The 18,061-nt window shown below is 42.4% G+C and carries 18 protein-coding genes; 3 read left to right on the top strand and 15 right to left on the bottom strand.

The window, feature by feature from the left end:
• Positions 1–63: 63 nt before the first annotated feature.
• From AAFN85_RS10625 to AAFN85_RS10605, 5 genes are read right to left on the bottom strand one after another with little or no spacing between them, the layout of a single operon-like run.
• Positions 64–1,524, bottom strand: a complete 1,461-nt coding sequence (locus AAFN85_RS10625) for a UDP-N-acetylmuramoyl-L-alanyl-D-glutamate--2,6-diaminopimelate ligase (protein ID WP_347527205.1) — start codon at positions 1,522–1,524, stop codon at positions 64–66.
• Entirely contained in the window at positions 1,521–3,620 is a 2,100-nt protein-coding gene (locus tag AAFN85_RS10620) for a penicillin-binding protein (protein ID WP_347527204.1), read from the bottom strand. The genes AAFN85_RS10625 and AAFN85_RS10620 overlap by 4 nt, the downstream gene beginning before the upstream one ends.
• On the bottom strand, positions 3,610–4,017 hold the full coding sequence (locus AAFN85_RS10615; RefSeq protein ID WP_347527202.1) for an FtsL-like putative cell division protein: 408 nt from the start codon (positions 4,015–4,017) through the stop codon (positions 3,610–3,612). Before AAFN85_RS10615 ends, AAFN85_RS10620 begins: the two co-directional genes overlap by 11 nt.
• On the bottom strand, positions 4,014–4,916 hold the full coding sequence (gene rsmH / locus AAFN85_RS10610) for a 16S rRNA (cytosine(1402)-N(4))-methyltransferase RsmH (protein WP_347527200.1): 903 nt from the start codon (positions 4,914–4,916) through the stop codon (positions 4,014–4,016). The genes AAFN85_RS10615 and rsmH overlap by 4 nt, the downstream gene beginning before the upstream one ends.
• Positions 4,913–5,374 carry a division/cell wall cluster transcriptional repressor MraZ gene (locus AAFN85_RS10605; RefSeq protein ID WP_347527199.1) on the bottom strand — a complete coding sequence of 154 codons (462 nt, stop codon included), beginning with the start codon at positions 5,372–5,374 and terminating at the stop codon, positions 4,913–4,915. Before AAFN85_RS10605 ends, rsmH begins: the two co-directional genes overlap by 4 nt.
• 309 nt (positions 5,375–5,683) lie before the next feature.
• Here AAFN85_RS10605 and AAFN85_RS10600 point away from each other — a divergent pair, with 309 nt between their 5' ends.
• Entirely contained in the window at positions 5,684–6,271 is a 588-nt protein-coding gene (locus AAFN85_RS10600; protein WP_347527197.1) for a GNAT family N-acetyltransferase, read from the top strand.
• Positions 6,272–6,497: 226 nt separating this feature from the next.
• On the opposite strand, the gene AAFN85_RS10595 is transcribed toward AAFN85_RS10600, so the two are convergent.
• The 3 genes from AAFN85_RS10595 to AAFN85_RS10585 all read right to left on the bottom strand — a co-directional run bounded on the left by AAFN85_RS10595 (position 6,498) and on the right by AAFN85_RS10585 (position 10,264).
• The gene (locus AAFN85_RS10595; protein WP_347527195.1) at positions 6,498–7,736 is read right to left on the bottom strand and encodes a PepSY-associated TM helix domain-containing protein; all 1,239 of its coding nucleotides are present in this window, start codon (positions 7,734–7,736) and stop codon (positions 6,498–6,500) included.
• A 141-nt stretch (positions 7,737–7,877) separates the two neighbouring features.
• Positions 7,878–8,300: a hypothetical protein gene (locus AAFN85_RS10590; protein WP_347527194.1), complete on the bottom strand. Its 423-nt coding sequence runs from the start codon at positions 8,298–8,300 to the stop codon at positions 7,878–7,880.
• A gap of 95 nt (positions 8,301–8,395) precedes the next feature.
• On the bottom strand, positions 8,396–10,264 hold the full coding sequence (locus tag AAFN85_RS10585) for a CocE/NonD family hydrolase (RefSeq protein ID WP_347527193.1): 1,869 nt from the start codon (positions 10,262–10,264) through the stop codon (positions 8,396–8,398).
• A 482-nt stretch (positions 10,265–10,746) separates the two neighbouring features.
• Between AAFN85_RS10585 and AAFN85_RS10580 the strand changes: the two genes are divergently transcribed.
• Positions 10,747–11,982: an endo-beta-N-acetylglucosaminidase H gene (locus AAFN85_RS10580; RefSeq protein ID WP_347527192.1), complete on the top strand. Its 1,236-nt coding sequence runs from the start codon at positions 10,747–10,749 to the stop codon at positions 11,980–11,982.
• Positions 11,983–12,045: 63 nt separating this feature from the next.
• On the opposite strand, the gene AAFN85_RS10575 is transcribed toward AAFN85_RS10580, so the two are convergent.
• From AAFN85_RS10575 to AAFN85_RS10555, 5 genes are all read right to left on the bottom strand, one after another.
• Positions 12,046–12,585 (bottom strand): hypothetical protein, encoded by a 540-nt coding sequence (locus AAFN85_RS10575; RefSeq protein ID WP_347527191.1) that lies wholly within the window; start codon positions 12,583–12,585, stop codon positions 12,046–12,048.
• 106 nt (positions 12,586–12,691) lie between these two features.
• Positions 12,692–13,123: a GNAT family N-acetyltransferase gene (locus tag AAFN85_RS10570; protein ID WP_347527190.1), complete on the bottom strand. Its 432-nt coding sequence runs from the start codon at positions 13,121–13,123 to the stop codon at positions 12,692–12,694.
• Between the two features lie 81 nt (positions 13,124–13,204).
• The gene (locus AAFN85_RS10565; protein WP_347527189.1) at positions 13,205–14,395 is read right to left on the bottom strand and encodes a phosphoglycerate kinase; all 1,191 of its coding nucleotides are present in this window, start codon (positions 14,393–14,395) and stop codon (positions 13,205–13,207) included.
• Between the two features lie 100 nt (positions 14,396–14,495).
• Entirely contained in the window at positions 14,496–14,645 is a 150-nt protein-coding gene (locus AAFN85_RS10560) for a hypothetical protein (RefSeq protein WP_347527187.1), read from the bottom strand.
• Between the two features lie 5 nt (positions 14,646–14,650).
• Positions 14,651–14,929, bottom strand: a complete 279-nt coding sequence (locus AAFN85_RS10555) for a hypothetical protein (RefSeq protein ID WP_347527186.1) — start codon at positions 14,927–14,929, stop codon at positions 14,651–14,653.
• A gap of 202 nt (positions 14,930–15,131) precedes the next feature.
• Between AAFN85_RS10555 and AAFN85_RS10550 the strand changes: the two genes are divergently transcribed.
• The gene (locus AAFN85_RS10550; protein ID WP_347527185.1) at positions 15,132–15,737 is read left to right on the top strand and encodes a hypothetical protein; all 606 of its coding nucleotides are present in this window, start codon (positions 15,132–15,134) and stop codon (positions 15,735–15,737) included.
• A 70-nt stretch (positions 15,738–15,807) separates the two neighbouring features.
• Here AAFN85_RS10550 and gap read toward each other — a convergent pair whose 3' ends face one another.
• On the bottom strand, positions 15,808–16,815 hold the full coding sequence (gene gap, locus AAFN85_RS10545; protein WP_347527184.1) for a type I glyceraldehyde-3-phosphate dehydrogenase: 1,008 nt from the start codon (positions 16,813–16,815) through the stop codon (positions 15,808–15,810).
• Positions 16,816–16,919: 104 nt separating this feature from the next.
• Complete coding sequence (locus AAFN85_RS10540; protein ID WP_347527183.1) at positions 16,920–18,023, bottom strand: MraY family glycosyltransferase; 1,104 nt, start codon at positions 18,021–18,023, stop codon at positions 16,920–16,922.
• Between the last annotated feature and the right edge of the window lie 38 nt (positions 18,024–18,061).

Raw genomic sequence — 18,061 nt, 5'->3', positions numbered from 1 at the left:
TACTGATTACACTGATTTTATTGATTTCACCGATTGCACGGGCAAGCAGCTTTATTTCTTTGTTTATATCAAGTCTTTAAATTGACTTTCCAACTCTTCCATATCATCGAAGTGGTTTTTCACTCCGTTTATTTCCTGGTAATTTTCGTGGCCTTTACCAGCTACCAAAATGATATCACCTGGATTGGCCAGCATGCAGGCAGTTTTAATAGCCTCATGCCTGTCGATGATGCTTACCGTATGGCGTTTAAATGCAGGGTCAACACCTTCTTCCATTTCTTTGATGATCTGCGCCGGGTCTTCCGTACGCGGATTATCTGAAGTAAGGATCACCTTATCGCTCCACTCGCAGGCTGTTTTAGCCATGATGGGGCGTTTGGTTTTATCCCTGTCGCCACCGCAGCCAATAACGGTTATCACCTTTTCGTTTCCTTTACGGATATCATGAATAGTGCTTAACACATTTTGTACAGCATCGGGCGTGTGGGCGTAATCAACAATACCTACAACCTTATTTGGCGCGGTGATATACTCAAAGCGGCCTTCGGCTCCGGTTAGCTTGCTTAAGCTGGTTAGCACTTTGGCTTTATCCTGCTCCAGCAACATCGCGGTAGCGTAAACACCTAATAAATTATAGGCGTTGAATGTGCCAACCATTTTAAACCATACTTCCTCACCATCAATTTGCAGCAACAAACCGCTGAATTGGTTTTCGAGGATACGGGCTTTATAATCGGCCATGGTTTTAAGGCCATAGCTTTTTTTGTGGGCTGATGTATTTTGCAACATTACATTGCCGTTCTTATCATCGCTATTGGTAAGCGCGAAAGCATTTTTAGGCAAGCCATCAAAAAACTCTTTCTTGGCATTTAAATACCTTAAAAAGGTTTTATGATAATCGAGGTGATCGTGCGTTAGGTTAGTGAACACACCGCCTGCAAATACCAAATGCTCAATGCGCTTTTGCGAAATAGCGTGCGAGCTAACTTCCATAAAGCAATAATCGCAACCGCTATCCACCATATCAGCCAGCAAGCTATTCAGTTCAATAGGATCAGGCGTGGTATGGGTTGATGGGATAATTTTGCCGTTGATCTGATTTTCAACAGTTGATAGCAATCCGCATTTATAACCCAAATCCCTAAACAACTGATAAAGCAGCGTAGCAATAGTGGTTTTACCATTGGTACCGGTTACGCCAACCAATTTTAATTGATGCGATGGGTTATCGTAAAAATTAGCGGATACAATACCTAAGGCCACTGCCGAATCGGCTACCATCAAAAAGTCAACCTCGCCAGTTGTGTGGGCTGGCAGGTCTTCGCAGATTACTGCAACCGCGCCTTTTTTAATCGCCTGTTCAATATAATCGTGCCCATCAACAACAGTCCCTTTCACGGCAACGAACATTGCTCCCGGAATTACCTTCCTCGAATCGAACGCTATCGCGGTGATCTCCACATCGGCACTTCCCTGCAATTCAGTGAAGGCCAGTCCGTCAATTATATCGCTTAAATACCTCATTGCAGTTCTATTAAAATTTTTGATCCCTTTGGTATTACACTTCCACCGGTAACCGACTGGGTGGTAACAATACCGCTTCCGCGTACCGTTACTTTATAGCCCGCATTACCCATAGCATATAGCGCATCGCTCAATCCCATACCTGTTACTGCTGGTACGGTACCGCTTTTATATTTTACACCTTCATAAGGGATACCATCGCTGGTATCAACACTGCTATTAGCAGATGCATACAAAGGTTTAACACCCAATTTACTGTACACCTTTTTTAATGCCTTCAGGTTGCCCTGTTTTATCTGCGGCATAATGGTGTTGCCTACAAAACGGGTTTGCGGCGTTTGGTTAATATCCAGATCGTTCGCGTAAACCCTATCAGCCACTTCCCTAAACACCGGACCGGCAACTTTAGCCGCCAAATAATCGCCCTGTGTAGGGTTATTGATTACTACGATCATCGAATATTTAGGCTTATCTGCAGGGAAATAACCGCAAAACGATGCCTGATATTTTTTATCCTTGTAACCTTTAGTGCCGTTAGCCACCTGCGCCGTACCGGTTTTACCGGCAACACTGTACAGTTTATTTTTAATTACGTTTTTGCCGGTACCGTTCATCACTACGCCTTCCAGCATGCCGCGAACTTTACCCAATGTTTGCTCCGAACAAATCTGCTCGTTAATTACCCTGGCCTGAAACTGCTCGATAGGGTTACCTAAACGGCGAATTTCACGAACCAGCAGCGGCGCTATCATTTTACCGTTATTGGCAACCGCGTTGTAATAGGTTAACATCTGCAACGGCGTAATATTCATTTCATACCCGTAAGCCATCTCCGGCAAGCTGTAGTTTTTGTTCCAGCTACGGTTTGACGGATTTTTGATTACCGGCTGGCCTTCACCTTTTATCTGTAAGCCCAGCTTTTGGTTCAAGTGGTACTCGTACAGTTTATTGATGTACTGCCATGGGTTATTATGATAAAACTTATCAACCAGTTTTGCCGCGGCCACGTTTGATGATTCTTCGAACGCGCGTTTTACCGACATTTCATAATTATCGTGCTCGGTATCGGTAATGGTTGGCCCTTTCGGGAATTTGTATTTACCGCCCTCGGCATTGATAATGGTACTGGTATCAATTTTATGCTGATCGAGCAAGGTCATGTACGATGCCAGTTTGAAGGTCGAACCCGGATCGATAGCGTTGCTGATGGCATAATTCATCAACTCGGCATAGTCACCATCTTTAGTACGGGTATAATTGGCAATAGCCCGGATCTCGCCGGTTGCCACTTCCATCAATACCACACAACCATGATCGGCAGCGCTTTTAGTCAGTTGTTTCCTTAATGCATCCTGCGCAACATCCTGAAAATTTACGTTGATGGTTGAAATGATATCAGCACCATCTTTAGGCGCTATTTCATCATCGTCATCAACCGGCATCCATGTACCACCCGGAATGCGCTGCATTAAACGCCTGCCGCTTTCACCATCAATGTAGGTTGAAAAAGCACCTTCCAAACCCACCGGGTTGTTCACGTTTTCGTTTTTATAACCGATAGTACGTGCAGCCAACGATTGAAACGGACGGATCCTTTTATTTTTCTGGATCACGATCAAGCCGCCTTTGTATTTCCCCATATTAAAAATGGGGAACTGGCGGATTTTCTTCAGATCCTGGTATGACACTTTCCTCCTGATCAACTGGTAACGTGAACTATCAGCACGGGCATCGCGCAAAATGCGTGCGTATTCCCTTGCCGAACGGTCTTTAAACATGCCCGAAAGCTTGGAAGCCAACTCGTCGATATGGTTATTGAAAGCTGTATCGGCAGCAATACCCCCAGCCAGCATATCCATGTGTAATTCGTACTCCGGTACAGAAGTAGCCAGCAGGCTTCCATCTACAGAAAAAATATTTCCACGCGCTGCTTCAACAGTTTGATATTGGGCGGACAGGTCGGCAGCCATGGCTTTCCACTTGTCGCCCTGTACAAATTGCACGCGGCAAAGTTGCACCACAACGGCAAGCGCAAAAAACAAAATAAGCCCGAAGGCTATATAAACCCTGAGCAGTATGTTAGTCCTAATTCCCATTGGCCACCTCCTTTACTGTTATCTTGGTGGGCGGGTCGACTGTTTGGCTCAACCCCAGTGTATCGGCCCGTTTCCCTACTTCGGTGAGCGTACTCTTAAAGGCCAGATCGGCTTTGGATGATTTATAATCCCAGCCCAGCTCTTTCACTTCCTTATTAAGCGCATCAATTTCCCGCACCGATTTTTCGGCCAGGTGCATGTTACCAATATATACCATACCCAAAAAGGCGAGGAACAACACAAAAGGCAAAGCGCTGGTAGCCCTCTCGGTAGTGAGAAAGCCTTTTTTGAGAACTTGTGTAAACAGATTATCGGGCAGGTCCCTTACAGGCCGCTCATCAACAATCTCCTCCACTTCTTCCTCTTCCTGAATTTCTGTACGTAAACGGTTACTCATTTTTTTACAGCTATCCTTAACTTAGCGCTCCGTGCCCTGTTATTATTGGTTATCTCATCTGCCGATGCAGTTATCGCCCCGCGACTTACAGCATCAAGCGGTTTATTATCATTTCCGTAGAAGTCTTTCTCCACCTCGCCGCTGAACTTACCTTTGGCGATGAAGTTTTTTACCAGCCTGTCTTCCAGCGAGTGGTACGACATTACCACCAACCTGCCGCCAGGTGCTAAAACATCGGCCGATTGCATCAAAAAATCCTTCAGCGCTTCCAACTCCTGGTTAACCTCTATCCTCAGCGCCTGGAAAACCTGCGCCAGGTATTTATTTTCTTTCCCTTTCGGGATCCGGTTACTGATCGCGTTTTTCAAATCGGCAATAGTTACTACCGCCGCGTTCAACCTTGCAGTAGCAATGGTTTCGGCCAGCGATTTCGCGTTCTGTATCTCGCCATAAATCCCAAAAATCCGGTGCAGATCGGCTACCGAATAAGTATTCACTACCTCTTTAGCAGTTAAATCGCTTAACTGATTCATGCGCATATCCAGCTCGGCATCAAACCGGATGGAAAACCCCCTCTCAGCCTCATCAAACTGGTGCGATGAAACACCCAGATCGGCCAGGATGCCGTTTACCGGGAGCGCATCGTGCAGGCGGCAAAAGTTTTTCAGGTACCTGAAATTCTGATCAACAAAAACAAAACGCTCATCATCAATCAAATTCCGCTGCGCGTCCGCGTCCTGGTCAAAAGCAATCAGTCTACCTTTTGGCCCTAAATGCTTCATGATCTCGCGCGAATGGCCACCTCCCCCAAAAGTCACATCTACATAAGTACCATCCGGATCAATATTTAACCCTTCTATGCACTCCGCCAGCATTACCGGTACATGGTACTCACTCATTCCTGCTCCTTACTTTTATTGCCCATTACCCTTTTTGCCAGCGCGCCAAAACTTGCCGGTTCATCGTCCATCAGTTTGCGGTGCGTATCGGCATCCCAAACCTCAATTTTATTCAACTGGCAAGCCAGCACTACTTCACCTTTTATACCTGCATACTCCAATAAAAACTTAGGCAGCAGTATTCTCCCGGCAGCATCGGGCGCAAGCTCGGTGGCACCGCGGGTAAAATATCGTATAAAGGCTATATTATCCTCTTCGTATTCGTTAAGTTTGCTTAGTTCCTCAAGTCGTTTATCCCATTCCGCTTTAGTGTATATGACAAGGTATTTTTCAAACCCGCGATTGATCACCAGGCCTTCAGTTTCAAGCTCAGGGAGCTTTTTCTTTAGGCCAGCCGGTATCATCATCCTAAATTTAGGATCAAGCTTACACTCAAATTCACCGGTTAAAAACGACATTGTATGACTTGGGCAATTTTTTAACTGTAAAAGTAAATACTTTTACCACTTCTTACCACTTTACCCCACTAAAAGTTTTCAACAATTTTTAGTGCGCTTGGTTTTGGATTTTTGAAAGATTTATCATTTTTCACAGCATACTTAAAAACGCTCATAAACAGTTACTTATGATTGATTATAGCTATATAATAAAAGAGTGTTTTAAAGTGGGAGAAAATCCCAGATTTGTAGCGAAATACAAGACTTATTTGCTAATTTGAGCGTAAGCGAGGGAACGTTTTGTATATTATGCCCTCCAAATTAGCAAACATGTACACCTATAAATATAAAGAACTTGCTTTGGCACTTTACGAAGCCTTAATTCCAGATCCATTTTATATAGAATTACTTCGCGGCATTCCAGGAGAGCAGGAAAAACAGGACGCGTTGATGGAGTACATGGATTATTCAATGACTGAAGGCAAAACTTACGGCGAGCTTACCGTAACACCGTACGGCGCGGCCATCTGGAGCAAGCCATTATCTGTTGATTTGGATAATAAAAAAAGCAGGTTAAAGAAGGATTTTATTAAAACCCACATGGGCGAGGCCGCGCTTGATGCTTATTCAAGCATTGTATCCTTTATGGCAGATCAAGCGGGTTCTGTTCCTCCAGAGGCATGGTATTTATCTATTGCCGGTATTGCCCCTGCTTACCAGGGTAAAGGATTGGGCGTTGACTTATTATCGGATGTACTTAACCAAACAGATAAAAATGGTTTGCCAACTTATTTGGAAACTTTTACGCCGCGGAATATTAAGTTTTATGAGCGGATGGGGTATAATATAGTGAAAAAGGTTGCCGAACCTGTAACGGGTTGTGATTATTGGATTATGGTTAGAGAGGCGAAAGCTTAGCTATCAGTTTACATGCGGCATCCCGTTATTCTCGTTTTAACGGGCTTTGGTTCAATACTAAGAACATTGGCCGCTCATTTGCCGCGGAGGCTGTTACTTTTGGCTTGGCCCAAAAGTAACCCAAAACCCAAGACAGAAAAAAGCTTCAGCCCGCAAGGCCATACGCCCGGCCCGCTTTTCTGTCAGGCCACCGCTCTTTAGGATATCGTTTTTAATCTTTTAATATTTAGGCAACTTCCGGCTGGGCTACTTTTACCCTGCTCCGTACTGGCTTCTTTTTTTTCTTATCTACACCAATCCTGTTCAACCACATCATTACCCCGGTTACCGGGAAAATAAGGGATACTAAAGAAATAACAAAAGCCAGGATTTTGGTAGGCCAACCATAAATGGATCCCGTATGGATAGGCTTGATCACTCCCCTAATGCGTTGCCCCAGGCTTTTATCAGCATAAATTACCAAACCGGCAACTTTACCGCTGTATTGATCTATGTAATAAACATCGGTAGCCAATTCGACAGAGCCTTTTTTTAGCACGCTGAAATTATAAGTGGCTACAGTATCTTTTGGAAACTTTACCGAATACGATTCGGCCTTGGCTATTTTATCGCTTAGTGAGGCTGCGGCAAGTTCTGGAGATAAGGCTTTGATACCTGGCTGATAAACAGATAGAGGCGCTTTAACATCTTCTTTGGCAACCACTTTTGAACCTGTTAAGAAAAACAAGGTATTATTAGCCCACTTAAAGGTCATCACCAAACCCGAGGCCGAAATAATGATCAGGAAAATTGACGTATAAAAACCGGTGACGATATGCAGGTCGTTAGTGAGGCGCTTGCCGCTTCCATCCCATTTTATTTTAAGCCTTTGTTTCATGATGGCTTTGGTTTTAGGCCACCATAATATTACGCCGGTTATCAAAATCACCAGAAAAAACAGGGTTGAAATGCTTATTACCCAATCGCCAACACTATCTCTTTTACCCAACAAAAAGCGGTGAAACATCTCTACCGAATACAAAAAAGTTTCCCGACGATTAAACTGTTCAATGATTTGCCCGGTGTAAGGGTTTATCATTACGGTGAGGTTTGCTTTTTCTGCTTCTTTGGCTTTATCGTCTTTTCCACCTCTTTTTACTCCGGCTTTCTTCTCACCTACAGGGGCACCCTTTTTTTTTTCCTTCTTTTCAGGAAGAAATACACCTGCTTCTATCGATCGTTCCGGATCGGTATAAACCGTTAAGGTTAGAAGTTTGGCCTTGGGAAGTTCTTTTTTAAATGCAGCTTTAATAGCTGATAGCGGCAACCTTGTTTGTTCGGGCTTTACAAAATAACGATCGTGATGCAAGGCTTGCTGAATATCTTTCTCAAACACCAGCATGGTGCCGGTTAAGCAGGAGCAAAATATGATTACCCCGGCGGCGAGGCTTAAATAAAGGTGAATGTTACGGAAAAATACTTTCATCGGGGTCGGCGCTCAACTTATTTTAATTAGATTAAATCTAATTAAGTGCAAAAATAGAAAAACGAGGCCGTTTAGCAAATGCTATTTATCGGGAAAAGGAAATGTTACAAAGGGGAAGCATGAATATCCAACGCTCTTCAATCATTCAAGCACAATCTTATCCGGTCCGGATATTTTAGCGATATGACAATTACAACCACCAGAAATCTTGAACAAGGTTGTTTTGGCATTATTGGTTGTGACATTGGTAGCTGTGACTTCAACATCATCGCCATCGGTAGAAAATTCGCTTTTATTATTATCTGTAGCGATGGTAAAAAAGTTAGGGCCAAGACCAGGAACAGCCGGACCGTTGCTTGTAGCGATAACCTGCTTACCTGTGCGTTTATTAACCGCTTTAACATCTTTAGCAGGCACAGCTTTCCCATCTTTATCAACAAAATTTACCGAGATGGAAACAAACTCATAGGTACAGGCTTTAGTTGGGCAGCCATTTTCCTGGCGGTGTTTTTTACAGGCAGCGATCATAGCTATCAGCAATAGGAAGAGCAAATATTTACGCATGTTAATTGGTTTATAATATTTTACGCACAAAGGCTTATAAACGTAACAGGCCCCATGAAAATTCATGAGGCCTGTTATGTTGATATAAAATATGTTTACTCGGTTACTCTTACTTTCAAATAGCTCGGACTTCCCTTCGAGGTATAAACCCTATGCGTAGCCTTCTTAAAATCGGTATCCTTCGCTTTCATAATATCCTGAAACTGCTGCGTGTTCCTGTCAATAAGCGGGAACCAGGTGCTTTGTACCTGCACCATAATGCGGTGACCTTTTTTAAAGGTGTGCAGTACATCCTGCAGTTCGAAATTTACCGGAGTTACTTTACCGGGCACAAAAGCTTCCGGCTTATCAAAGCCATTACGGAATTTACCGCGCATGGCCTCGCTGCGCACCATTTGCTGATAACCACTCAGGTAAACATCTTTACCTGCCCATTTGGTGTTTTTTGTAGAATCGGGATAAACGTCGATCACTTTTACAACCCAATCGGCATCTGTACCCGTGGTTGATACTTTTAGGTTGGCCCAGATGTTTCCGGCTAAGGTTACATCATTATCCAGTATTTCGGTCTGGTAAGTCAATACATCCGGGCGTTGCGAAGCGAAACGCTGATCGGCCGTCATATATTCGCGTTTCATATCCATATCAATGCTGTTGATGAATGGTACCGGTTTGTTAGGATCGGATATAAACTCATCAAAAGTATTAGCAACCGCGGCAGGCGCAGTAAACGACAATTTGCCACCCGGTAAAAAATAAAGATTTTTCTCTGTCGCTTCTTTTGGAGGCCAGGTGTTGTAGTTTTTCCACTGGTTAACACCGGTTTCGAAAGTTGATACTGGTTTAAGATCCAAATCAGTTCCTTTTAAATAGTGACTGAAGAAGTTGAACTCGATCTTCTCACGATAAAACGGACCGGTTGAACCACCGAAACCTACATCGCCCAAATGGTCGCCTTCACCCCTTGCCCAGCCACCGTGTACCCAAGGCCCCATGGCAAAGTATACCGGTGTTTTAGGGTTTTCTTTTACCAGGGTTTTATAGGTATTGATAGCGCCGTAAAGGTCTTCGGCATCGTACCAGCCACCGGTAACCAGCACAGCGGTTTTAATATCGTGCAGGTGGTAAAGCACATTGCGGTCTTTCCAATGCTGATCATAATTAGGGTGATCAAGCATTTCGTTCCACAGGCGGATAGTATCTTTATAGTATTTGGTATTGGTATTTTTTACCGAACCCATTTTCAGGAAAAAGTCGTAACCATCTTCGGTACCGGCATCAAAGCCTTTGCCGCGACGTTGGGTTGGCTTATCATCCTGCCTGTTGGTAAAACCCGGATAAAAACCAAAGTTGGCTACCAGCATAAACGCGCCGTTGTGAAAAGCATCGTCGCGGTATAAGTCGGCAATGGGTGCCTGCGGTGACGCGGCTACTAATGCCGGATGACGGCTCAACAAAGCGGTTGTAGTATAGAAACCTGGATAAGAAATACCCCATACCCCTACTTTACCATTATTGTTAGGGATATTTTTCAGGAGCCAATCGATGGTATCGTAGGTATCCGTTCCCTCATCCACATCTTTATTGGTTTTATGATCTTCCTTTTCGGGGGTCATTTCTTCGTAAATGCCCTCGCTCATCCAACGGCCTCGTACGTCCTGGTAAACGAAGATATATCCATCGTGCGAGAATAATGATGATGGGCCGAGGCTGCCTTTATACAATTCAGTTCCATAAGGGGCAACGCTGTACGGCGTGCGGTCCATCATGAACGGATATTTTTTGGTTTGATCTTTCGGGACATAAACCGAGGTGAACAGTTTTTTACCATCCCTCATCGGGATCTGGTACTCGTATTTTTGGTAGTTGGCTTTGATGTATTCCGCGTCAGGCGATTTTGGCTGAGCGAACGCGCCTAAAGCAGTAAGCAAAAGGCAGAAAGCGAAAAGTAAGTTTTTGTTCATATGATTTTGTCAGTCAGCATCAAATGTAAATCAATAAAGTAAAAAGGGCAAAAAGCTGATCGGATATTTAGAAAATATACTCTCCCAGACGTCGTTGCGAGGTACGAAGCAATCCCAAACTATACAGAGAGACTTGCATAGGCGTTCTGCTAATCGGGGATTGCTTCGAACCTCGCAATGACAACGTCTTATGGTTGACAGCGACAATAAATCAAGTGTTAAAAGCACAATTATTAACCATGAAATAATTTTTATAAAATAAAATTAAAACCTTGTAAGCAATTACATTGTTTTTATGGTCTATTACCTTGAAACCAATTTACCGCTGCGCGCGGCTACCTAACGCTAAGCGGCAACCTAAAATTTAAACCAGTTTTTAAAAATGATGTGATATCCCTGGCTATGCTATGGATCAATGTTACGTGCAACTTAAGTGCTAAAACAATTTATCAATTATAATCACTTACCAAACACAACAATTTATGAGAACAACTTTTAATCAATCCTTCACCAAAACCCTTACTGCCTTATTTGGCGTTGTTATGCTGATCACTTCCGCCTGTAAAAAAGACCACGCGCCCCTACCTGCTGATACCGGCAAGAGCGCATCAAACAACCTTAGCACCAATGCTATTGGTGTATCAGGCCCCAAAGGTGTTTGTTATGTAGAAGTGAACAATAATGATATCCGCAATGTGGGCAACTATACCCTATCAACCGGGCAGCAGCTATTTGATATCGCCATTATTTTCGCCGCCAATATCAATTACAACACTACTACCCAAAAGGCCGAGTTATTTTTCAACCCACAGGTAACTAATGTGCTTAACAATAAGGTTACCTATATCCAAAGCCTACAGGCCAAAGGCATCAAGGTACTCTTATCTATTTTAGGAAACCACCAGGGTGCGGGGATCAGCAACTTCCCTACCCAGCAGGCTGCTAATGATTTTGCTCAACTACTAAGCAATGCCGTAACCACATATGGCCTGGATGGTATCGATTTTGATGATGAATATGCCGACTATGGCACAAACGGAACCGGGCAACCAAACTCAAGCTCATTCGTTTACCTTGTTACCGCCTTACGTAACCTAATGCCGAGCAAAATCATTTCCTTTTACTATTACGGCCCAGCAGCCTCTCGCCTAAGTTTCAACGGCGTAACCGTAGGTTCGAAAGTAAATTATAGCTGGAATGCCATTTATGGTACTTACTCTGTTCCAAACGTACCAGGATTAACTGCTGCAAACCTTGGCCCGGCGGCTATCGATATCCAAAGCACCAGCTCGTCAACTGCGGCATCATTGGCTACACAAACGGTAAATAACAGCTACGGCATCTATTTATACTACAATCTGCCAAATGCCGATTCGCATACTTATTTATCAAGCGTATCGAACGCGCTTTATGGCAAGCCAACGGTATTTAATTCGGGAACAAGTACTACAGGGGTTAATTTTTACCAGGATATCAACTACACAGGCACAGCTACCAGTGCTATCCCTAAAGGAACTTATACCCTTGCACAATTACAGGCTTATGGCTTTGTGAACGATTGGGCTTCGAGCGTAAAAATTCCGGCAGGATGGACAGTTACTATGTATACCAATGATAATTCTACGGGTACTTCCTGGACGTTAACATCCAATACAGCTAATTTCACTACGTTATCGCCTAACGCTAATGATGTAGTTACTTCGGTTAAAATTCAATAAAACAACACGGCGGCGTTCCAATCCCAAAAACGCCGCCGTATTTTTTTTCAAATACTGAACCTCTTATTTCCACTTCCAATCAGGTTCTCTATTTATTATGATAGAGGGGTTGTTGAATATTAATTCCAGTTTCTGTACAAAATGGTCGTCGTTAATAGTAGACTTGGGCAAAATCAACGATTCCCCCGTTTTTGCTTTTATAAAATAATGAGTCCCAATCTCATTAATCTCACAAACCTCACTCGTATATATTTTCCCTTCACCCGTTGTATCGTTGCTAAATATGTAGTCGGGCTGAAAATCAATCATGGCTTCTTTTCCAATCTTATTTTTGTAACTATCCAGAATAAACTTATTATAGTGCTTTTTATAATGATAACGTTGGTAAAAAGGATAAAACATCAAACTGATAACACCGGCACCTAAAAAATAAAATGAATAAAATTTAATGCTATTGTAAAACATTAAACCAAGTATTAAAAAGCAGCCCGACAATATTAACCATGACCGATAACGATTACGCTTAATTCTCTCGCTTTTAGATGCTGTGTATAACTGATAGGTAAGATAATCCGAGGCTGTTAAAACGAGTTTTATTACCATGACAAGGCTAATATATTTTGGAGGCGTAAATTAGAATAATTAGTTTAAGACGATAGATCAATTCACCTCTCACATCTCATTCTTCAAAAAAATCAACCCAAACAATCTACCTATACTCCATCAAATAATAATCGCCAAGCACATCACTCCCATTCTCAATAACCTGCCAGCCTTGCCTTTTATAAAAATTGATAGCAAGCTCATTTTTCACCAGGCATTTTAGGGTAAGCGGTTTAGGATACATTGAAATAGCCAAGGCTAACAACGCCTTTCCAATCCCCCCTGCCCGGTACGCCGGTTCAACATATAAATGATGAATAAACGAATCGATAGCCCAAACAGAGATAAAACCGGCTATCACCGCTCCATACATGGCAACGTGGATTTGCTCGCCTATAATATGGGCTTCAAAATCTTCCAATTTAAATTGGGTACTGTCGCACCAGTAAAAAGCCTGGATACGGCAAAGCAAATAAATTTCGCGGAGCCTTTCGCGGTCACTTTCTGCGAAGGGACGGATAGTTATGTTTTTATTCAAGTAGATATATGGTATTTCTTACAAACGCAAAAGAGGCCCGGCTGTTTAGCAACCGGGCCTCTTTCATATTAATTTGATTAATTAGTCGTTGATAGCTTTAACGCCTGGTAGTTCTTTACCTTCCATGTACTCTAATAAAGCGCCGCCACCGGTTGATACGTAGCTTACTTCATCAGTCATGTCGAATTTAGCTACTGCTGCAGCCGAATCGCCACCACCAATCAGTGAAAAAGCGCCATTTTCGGTTGCTTTAGCTACAGCTTGCGCGATAGCTTTAGTACCGCCTAAAAACTTCTCCATTTCAAACACACCCATTGGGCCGTTCCATAAAATAGTTTTTGATTCTTCAACTACTTTGCTGAACAGTGCAACAGTTTCAGGGCCGATATCTAAGCCCATCCAGTCTTCTTTAATCTGGCCGGTTTTAGCAACATCAGTATTAGCTGTTGGCGAAAACGCATCAGCAATGATATTATCTAAAGGCAATAACAGGTTAACACCTTTATCTTTTGCTTTTTGACGTAAGCTAATAGCAAGATCAAGTTTATCCATCTCAACCAATGAAGTACCAATGTTACCGCCATCAGCTTTAGCGAAAGTATAAGCCATACCACCGCCAATGATCAGGTTATCAACTTTATCAAGCAATTTCTCGATCAGTTCAATTTTATCAGATACTTTCGAACCACCCATGATAGCTGTAAACGGCTTAGGGGCATTGTTCAAAATTTTCTCGGCATTGTTCAACTCGGCAGCCATCAGGTAACCGAAAAATTTAGCTTCAGGGAAAAACTGCGCGATGATAGCTGTTGAAGCATGCGCGCGGTGAGCTGTACCGAAGGCGTCGTTCACATAAACATCGCCTAACTTTGAAAGTTTCTCGGCAAAGGCAACATCGCCTTTTTCTTCTTCTTTATAAAAACGTAAGTTCTCTAATAATAAAACCTCGCCGTTGCCCAATGCTTTTGCTTTTTCAACAGCCTGCTCGCCAATGCAATCATCAGCAAACTCAACCTGCTGACCTAACAGATCAGATAAATGAGGTACAATATGTTTTAATGAATATTTTTCGGTCGGACCATCTTTCGGACGGCCCAGGTGCGACATAAGGATAACTTTACCGCCATCTTTTAATATTTTTTTGATGGTTGGCAAAGCAGCCGTCATGCGGTTATCATCAGTTATATTGTAATTTTCATCAAGAGGCACGTTAAAATCAACCCTGATCAGGGCTTTTTTACCGGCAAAACTAATTTGATCTACTGTTTTCATACTATTTAAAGGGTCATTGTAATGAACGGGCGCAAATTCAGCATTTTAATTCTAAATTCTTAAGGAAAAAATAAAAAAGCTACCTAAAACCGTTTAAATTTCATTTTATTTTAACATACATTACATAGTGCGGACCAATGCCCGGCACCTCAAATTCGGGTGAGACGATCTCCAATCCCAGGCCTTCATAAAACTTCACAGCTTTTTTACGGGCGTTACACCATAGGTAATCCGCCTTCAGCCCACTCAAATGATCTAAAGCAAAATTAACAAGCTGATTACCGATGCCTTGTCGCGATATTTTTCTGTTGTAGCCATTCCACGCAGCTGGTATCCCACGCCGATAAGTTCGCCGTATGGCTGCGGATGGAACGAAGCTATGCAAGCCAGCTCCTCATTTATAAAATAGCCCAAATGAAAATTACCGGGTTCGTTATCCGAAGGAAAACGGCATTCATCGAGGGTTAGCCTGCCTTCACGCAGTACTTCGTTCCGAACATGTAATAGTTCTTCAACTTTAATAAACCTGATCATAGGCGCAAAAATGGGAAAAATCCACGATTGGGGAATTTTTATCCCACACAAATAACTGAGCACAAACGCTCAAATTACCATATGTGGTTAAACATCCAATCTCAGGGTTAAATTCCTTTACCTGCTGGTTATCATTACCCCAAAAAGGAGTAGGGCATAGTTGTTGCCTAATAGCTTTCAAAAACCCTGAAATTAATTTGATATGAAAAGATACATTACCTGCTTAATATTAGCCACTACCCTTTTTAGCTGCCGAAAACTTACTAATACTTTACCAACACCATCAAAAGGTAATAATACAACAGAAGATTCAGGAAGCGGTTCATCATCAGCAACTGTAAAACTTGACATTGCTACACAAATAGTAACTACCAAAGTAACCGACGATGTACTTTATTTAAACTATGTTGAAACTGTAAACCTGATCCTTAATCCTGATGAATATCAAAAATCATCAGCAGTGCATTTTAAAGAAGATTTTTCAAAAACCAGCCTGGCCAATTTTAGCTTCACTACTATCAACAAAGAAAACCAGGTAGCTACTAATTATCTTGAAGATAACCTGAACAACGTTGTGATCAAATCGGCCACTACAGTAACTATTGATGGTAAAAAATTCACTAAACTGGTATTGGAACGCGAACTGGTATTTTCAAAAGCTTATAAGCAAGCTGATCTTGCTATTGAAGCGCAAAACGACATTCTGAAGAAAAGCGGCGAAACCATCGGCTTTTCGTCCTACTACTATATTGACGGTAAAAACTCAACTGCAACAACAGCAACCGCCAATATCCTTTACAAGAAATAACTAAAACTGTATAACTGAAAAAGCCCTCTTAGCCAAAAGCAAGAGGGCTTTATTATTTACAATCAATTGATCAAGCCGGTTGTTTTTTAAGTTCAGCTATTTGCATAACCAGATCGGCAAGGCGGCTGCTGTAGCCCATTTCGTTATCATACCAACCAACCACTTTTACCAAGCCGCCAACAATTGAGGTTAGCTGGGCATCAAAAATGCAGCTATGCGGATTATCAAGGATATCTGTCGATACGATCGGATCTTCGGTATATTCCAACACATTTTTCATAGCACCGGCTGCGGCCTGTTTAAAAGCCTCATTAATTTGAACTATGGTAGGCAGCTTTTTGAGGCTGCACGTAAAATCAGTTAATGAGCCATTCAACACCGGTACCCTGATCCCAGCACCACCTAATTTTCCTTCCAAATGCGGAAAAATATTGGTTATGGCTTTGGCAGCACCTGTTGTTGTTGGGATGATAGATGCCGAAGCCGCCCGTGCGCGGCGCAGGTCCTTGTGTGGCGCATCGTGCAGGTTTTGATCGCCTGTCATAGAGTGTACTGTAGTAATGTAACCATCAACAATGCCCCAGTTATCATCAAGTATTTTCACCATGGCGGCCACATTATTGGTTGTACATGAAGCGTTGGATAATATAGGCGATTGCAGGTCTATCTGGCCATCATTAACCCCAAGTACAACAGTGGGTACATCTTTATCAGCCGAAGGCGCTGATATGATCACCTGTTTAGCGCCGGCTTTTAAGTGAGCTTCAGCACCTTGCTTTGAGGTGAATTTACCGGTCGATTCAATTACCAGGTCGATATCAAGTGTAGCCCAGGGTAAGTTAAGCGGATCGCGTTCGGCCAGTACTTTAATCGCGGTGCCGTTTATAATGAGGTTTTGATCATTATGCTCAACCGTACCTTTAAAGCCGCGGTGCACAGAATCATATTTAAATAAATGCGCGAGGGTTTGCGTATCGGTAAGATCATTAATGGCAACTACCCTAATATCGGGTTGTGCTAAAATATTTCTTAAAAAAATACGGCCTATCCGGCCAAATCCATTTATAGCTATATTCATTGTTGTGCTGTGATAGAGTAGCAAAGTTACTTAACCTACAGCTTACCGGAGAGATTTTAATTGAATACTACATAGCGGTTACATACGCCAGCTATTATAAAAGCTTACGCGAAGAGATTACGTAATGACAGGCTTTCACGCTCTTTAGAACGGATAAAAAAGGTGATCATCCAGTTAAAAAACAGCGATAGCAGCAATATCAATACAATAAGCAATGAATTACTCAAACTGGTTAGCAACAACACCATGGCTATTGAAACTATATTCATGCCTGCCAATACCAATGTAGTTTGCAAATGGGTTAAACCCAGCTTAAGGATACGATGATGAATATGGTTACGATCGGCATCAAAAGGCGATCGGCCATCAAGGATGCGTAACGTAAATACCCTTAAAGTATCAAAAACGGGCCCTATCAATATGGCAATGGTTAAAGATGGTGCAGTAAAATCAAAAGGAAGTTTACCACCAGATACCTTGCTTAATTCCATAAACTTTATAGCCATTACCGCCGATATTAAGCCGATAAGCAGCGCGCCGGTATCACCCATAAATATTTTAGCTGGGGTAATATTATACCTTAAAAAACCAGCTATAGCGCCAACCATAGCAAGCGATATTGCCGCCAGTTCGTACTGTTTAAGATAAATAAACAAAGCTGCAAAAGCGCTATTAGCAACAATGCCGGTAGTAGCTGCCAAACCATCAATACCATCTATCAGGTTAAATGAATTAACAATAAGCATAATACCCAATACAGATAATATTACGCTGGGGATATATGGCAAAGTTTCGATACCAAAAATACCATACATGCTGGAGATCCGGATATCGCCGGGAATTACCAGTATAGCGGCTACAATAAATTGGATCAGGAATTTGGTGCTTGAATTTACGCCCGAAAGATCATCTTTTAAACCCATAGCAAACAAAATGATGCAAGCGGTAAGCACGTAACTTATTGGTAATGACTTATCAATAATGCCAAATAAAAGTGCGGTAATGGTAAAACTTACAAAAATAGCTACGCCACCAAGGCGTGGGATACCGTGATCATGCTGCTTACGGAAATGGCCAACATCATCATACAAATGCCTGGCGCGCGCCACATGTAATATGGATGGGATACATAATAATGTTACCAATGCTGATAATACAACAATAAGTACATTATAAATAAAATGATAAGAGCGTAGAAATTCAAGCATATACTATAAAGTATTTTTGTTGACCGGCCTATTCATTC

The organism is Mucilaginibacter sp. CAU 1740, from assembly GCF_039839285.1.
Classification (GTDB): domain Bacteria; phylum Bacteroidota; class Bacteroidia; order Sphingobacteriales; family Sphingobacteriaceae; genus Mucilaginibacter.
This window is presented reverse-complemented; position numbering and strand designations above follow the sequence as displayed.

Coding starts and splice junctions, on each gene's coding strand:
- AAFN85_RS10625 (WP_347527205.1), bottom strand. CDS start 1,524: ATGAGGTATTTAAGCGATATAATTGACGGACTGGCCTTCACTGAATTG.
- AAFN85_RS10620 (WP_347527204.1), bottom strand. CDS start 3,620: ATGGGAATTAGGACTAACATACTGCTCAGGGTTTATATAGCCTTCGGG.
- AAFN85_RS10615 (WP_347527202.1), bottom strand. CDS start 4,017: ATGAGTAACCGTTTACGTACAGAAATTCAGGAAGAGGAAGAAGTGGAG.
- rsmH (WP_347527200.1), bottom strand. CDS start 4,916: ATGAGTGAGTACCATGTACCGGTAATGCTGGCGGAGTGCATAGAAGGG.
- AAFN85_RS10605 (WP_347527199.1), bottom strand. CDS start 5,374: ATGTCGTTTTTAACCGGTGAATTTGAGTGTAAGCTTGATCCTAAATTT.
- AAFN85_RS10600 (WP_347527197.1), top strand. CDS start 5,684: ATGTACACCTATAAATATAAAGAACTTGCTTTGGCACTTTACGAAGCC.
- AAFN85_RS10595 (WP_347527195.1), bottom strand. CDS start 7,736: ATGAAAGTATTTTTCCGTAACATTCACCTTTATTTAAGCCTCGCCGCC.
- AAFN85_RS10590 (WP_347527194.1), bottom strand. CDS start 8,300: ATGCGTAAATATTTGCTCTTCCTATTGCTGATAGCTATGATCGCTGCC.
- AAFN85_RS10585 (WP_347527193.1), bottom strand. CDS start 10,264: ATGAACAAAAACTTACTTTTCGCTTTCTGCCTTTTGCTTACTGCTTTA.
- AAFN85_RS10580 (WP_347527192.1), top strand. CDS start 10,747: ATGAGAACAACTTTTAATCAATCCTTCACCAAAACCCTTACTGCCTTA.
- AAFN85_RS10575 (WP_347527191.1), bottom strand. CDS start 12,585: ATGGTAATAAAACTCGTTTTAACAGCCTCGGATTATCTTACCTATCAG.
- AAFN85_RS10565 (WP_347527189.1), bottom strand. CDS start 14,395: ATGAAAACAGTAGATCAAATTAGTTTTGCCGGTAAAAAAGCCCTGATC.
- AAFN85_RS10555 (WP_347527186.1), bottom strand. CDS start 14,929: ATGATCAGGTTTATTAAAGTTGAAGAACTATTACATGTTCGGAACGAA.
- AAFN85_RS10550 (WP_347527185.1), top strand. CDS start 15,132: ATGAAAAGATACATTACCTGCTTAATATTAGCCACTACCCTTTTTAGC.
- gap (WP_347527184.1), bottom strand. CDS start 16,815: ATGAATATAGCTATAAATGGATTTGGCCGGATAGGCCGTATTTTTTTA.
- AAFN85_RS10540 (WP_347527183.1), bottom strand. CDS start 18,023: ATGCTTGAATTTCTACGCTCTTATCATTTTATTTATAATGTACTTATT.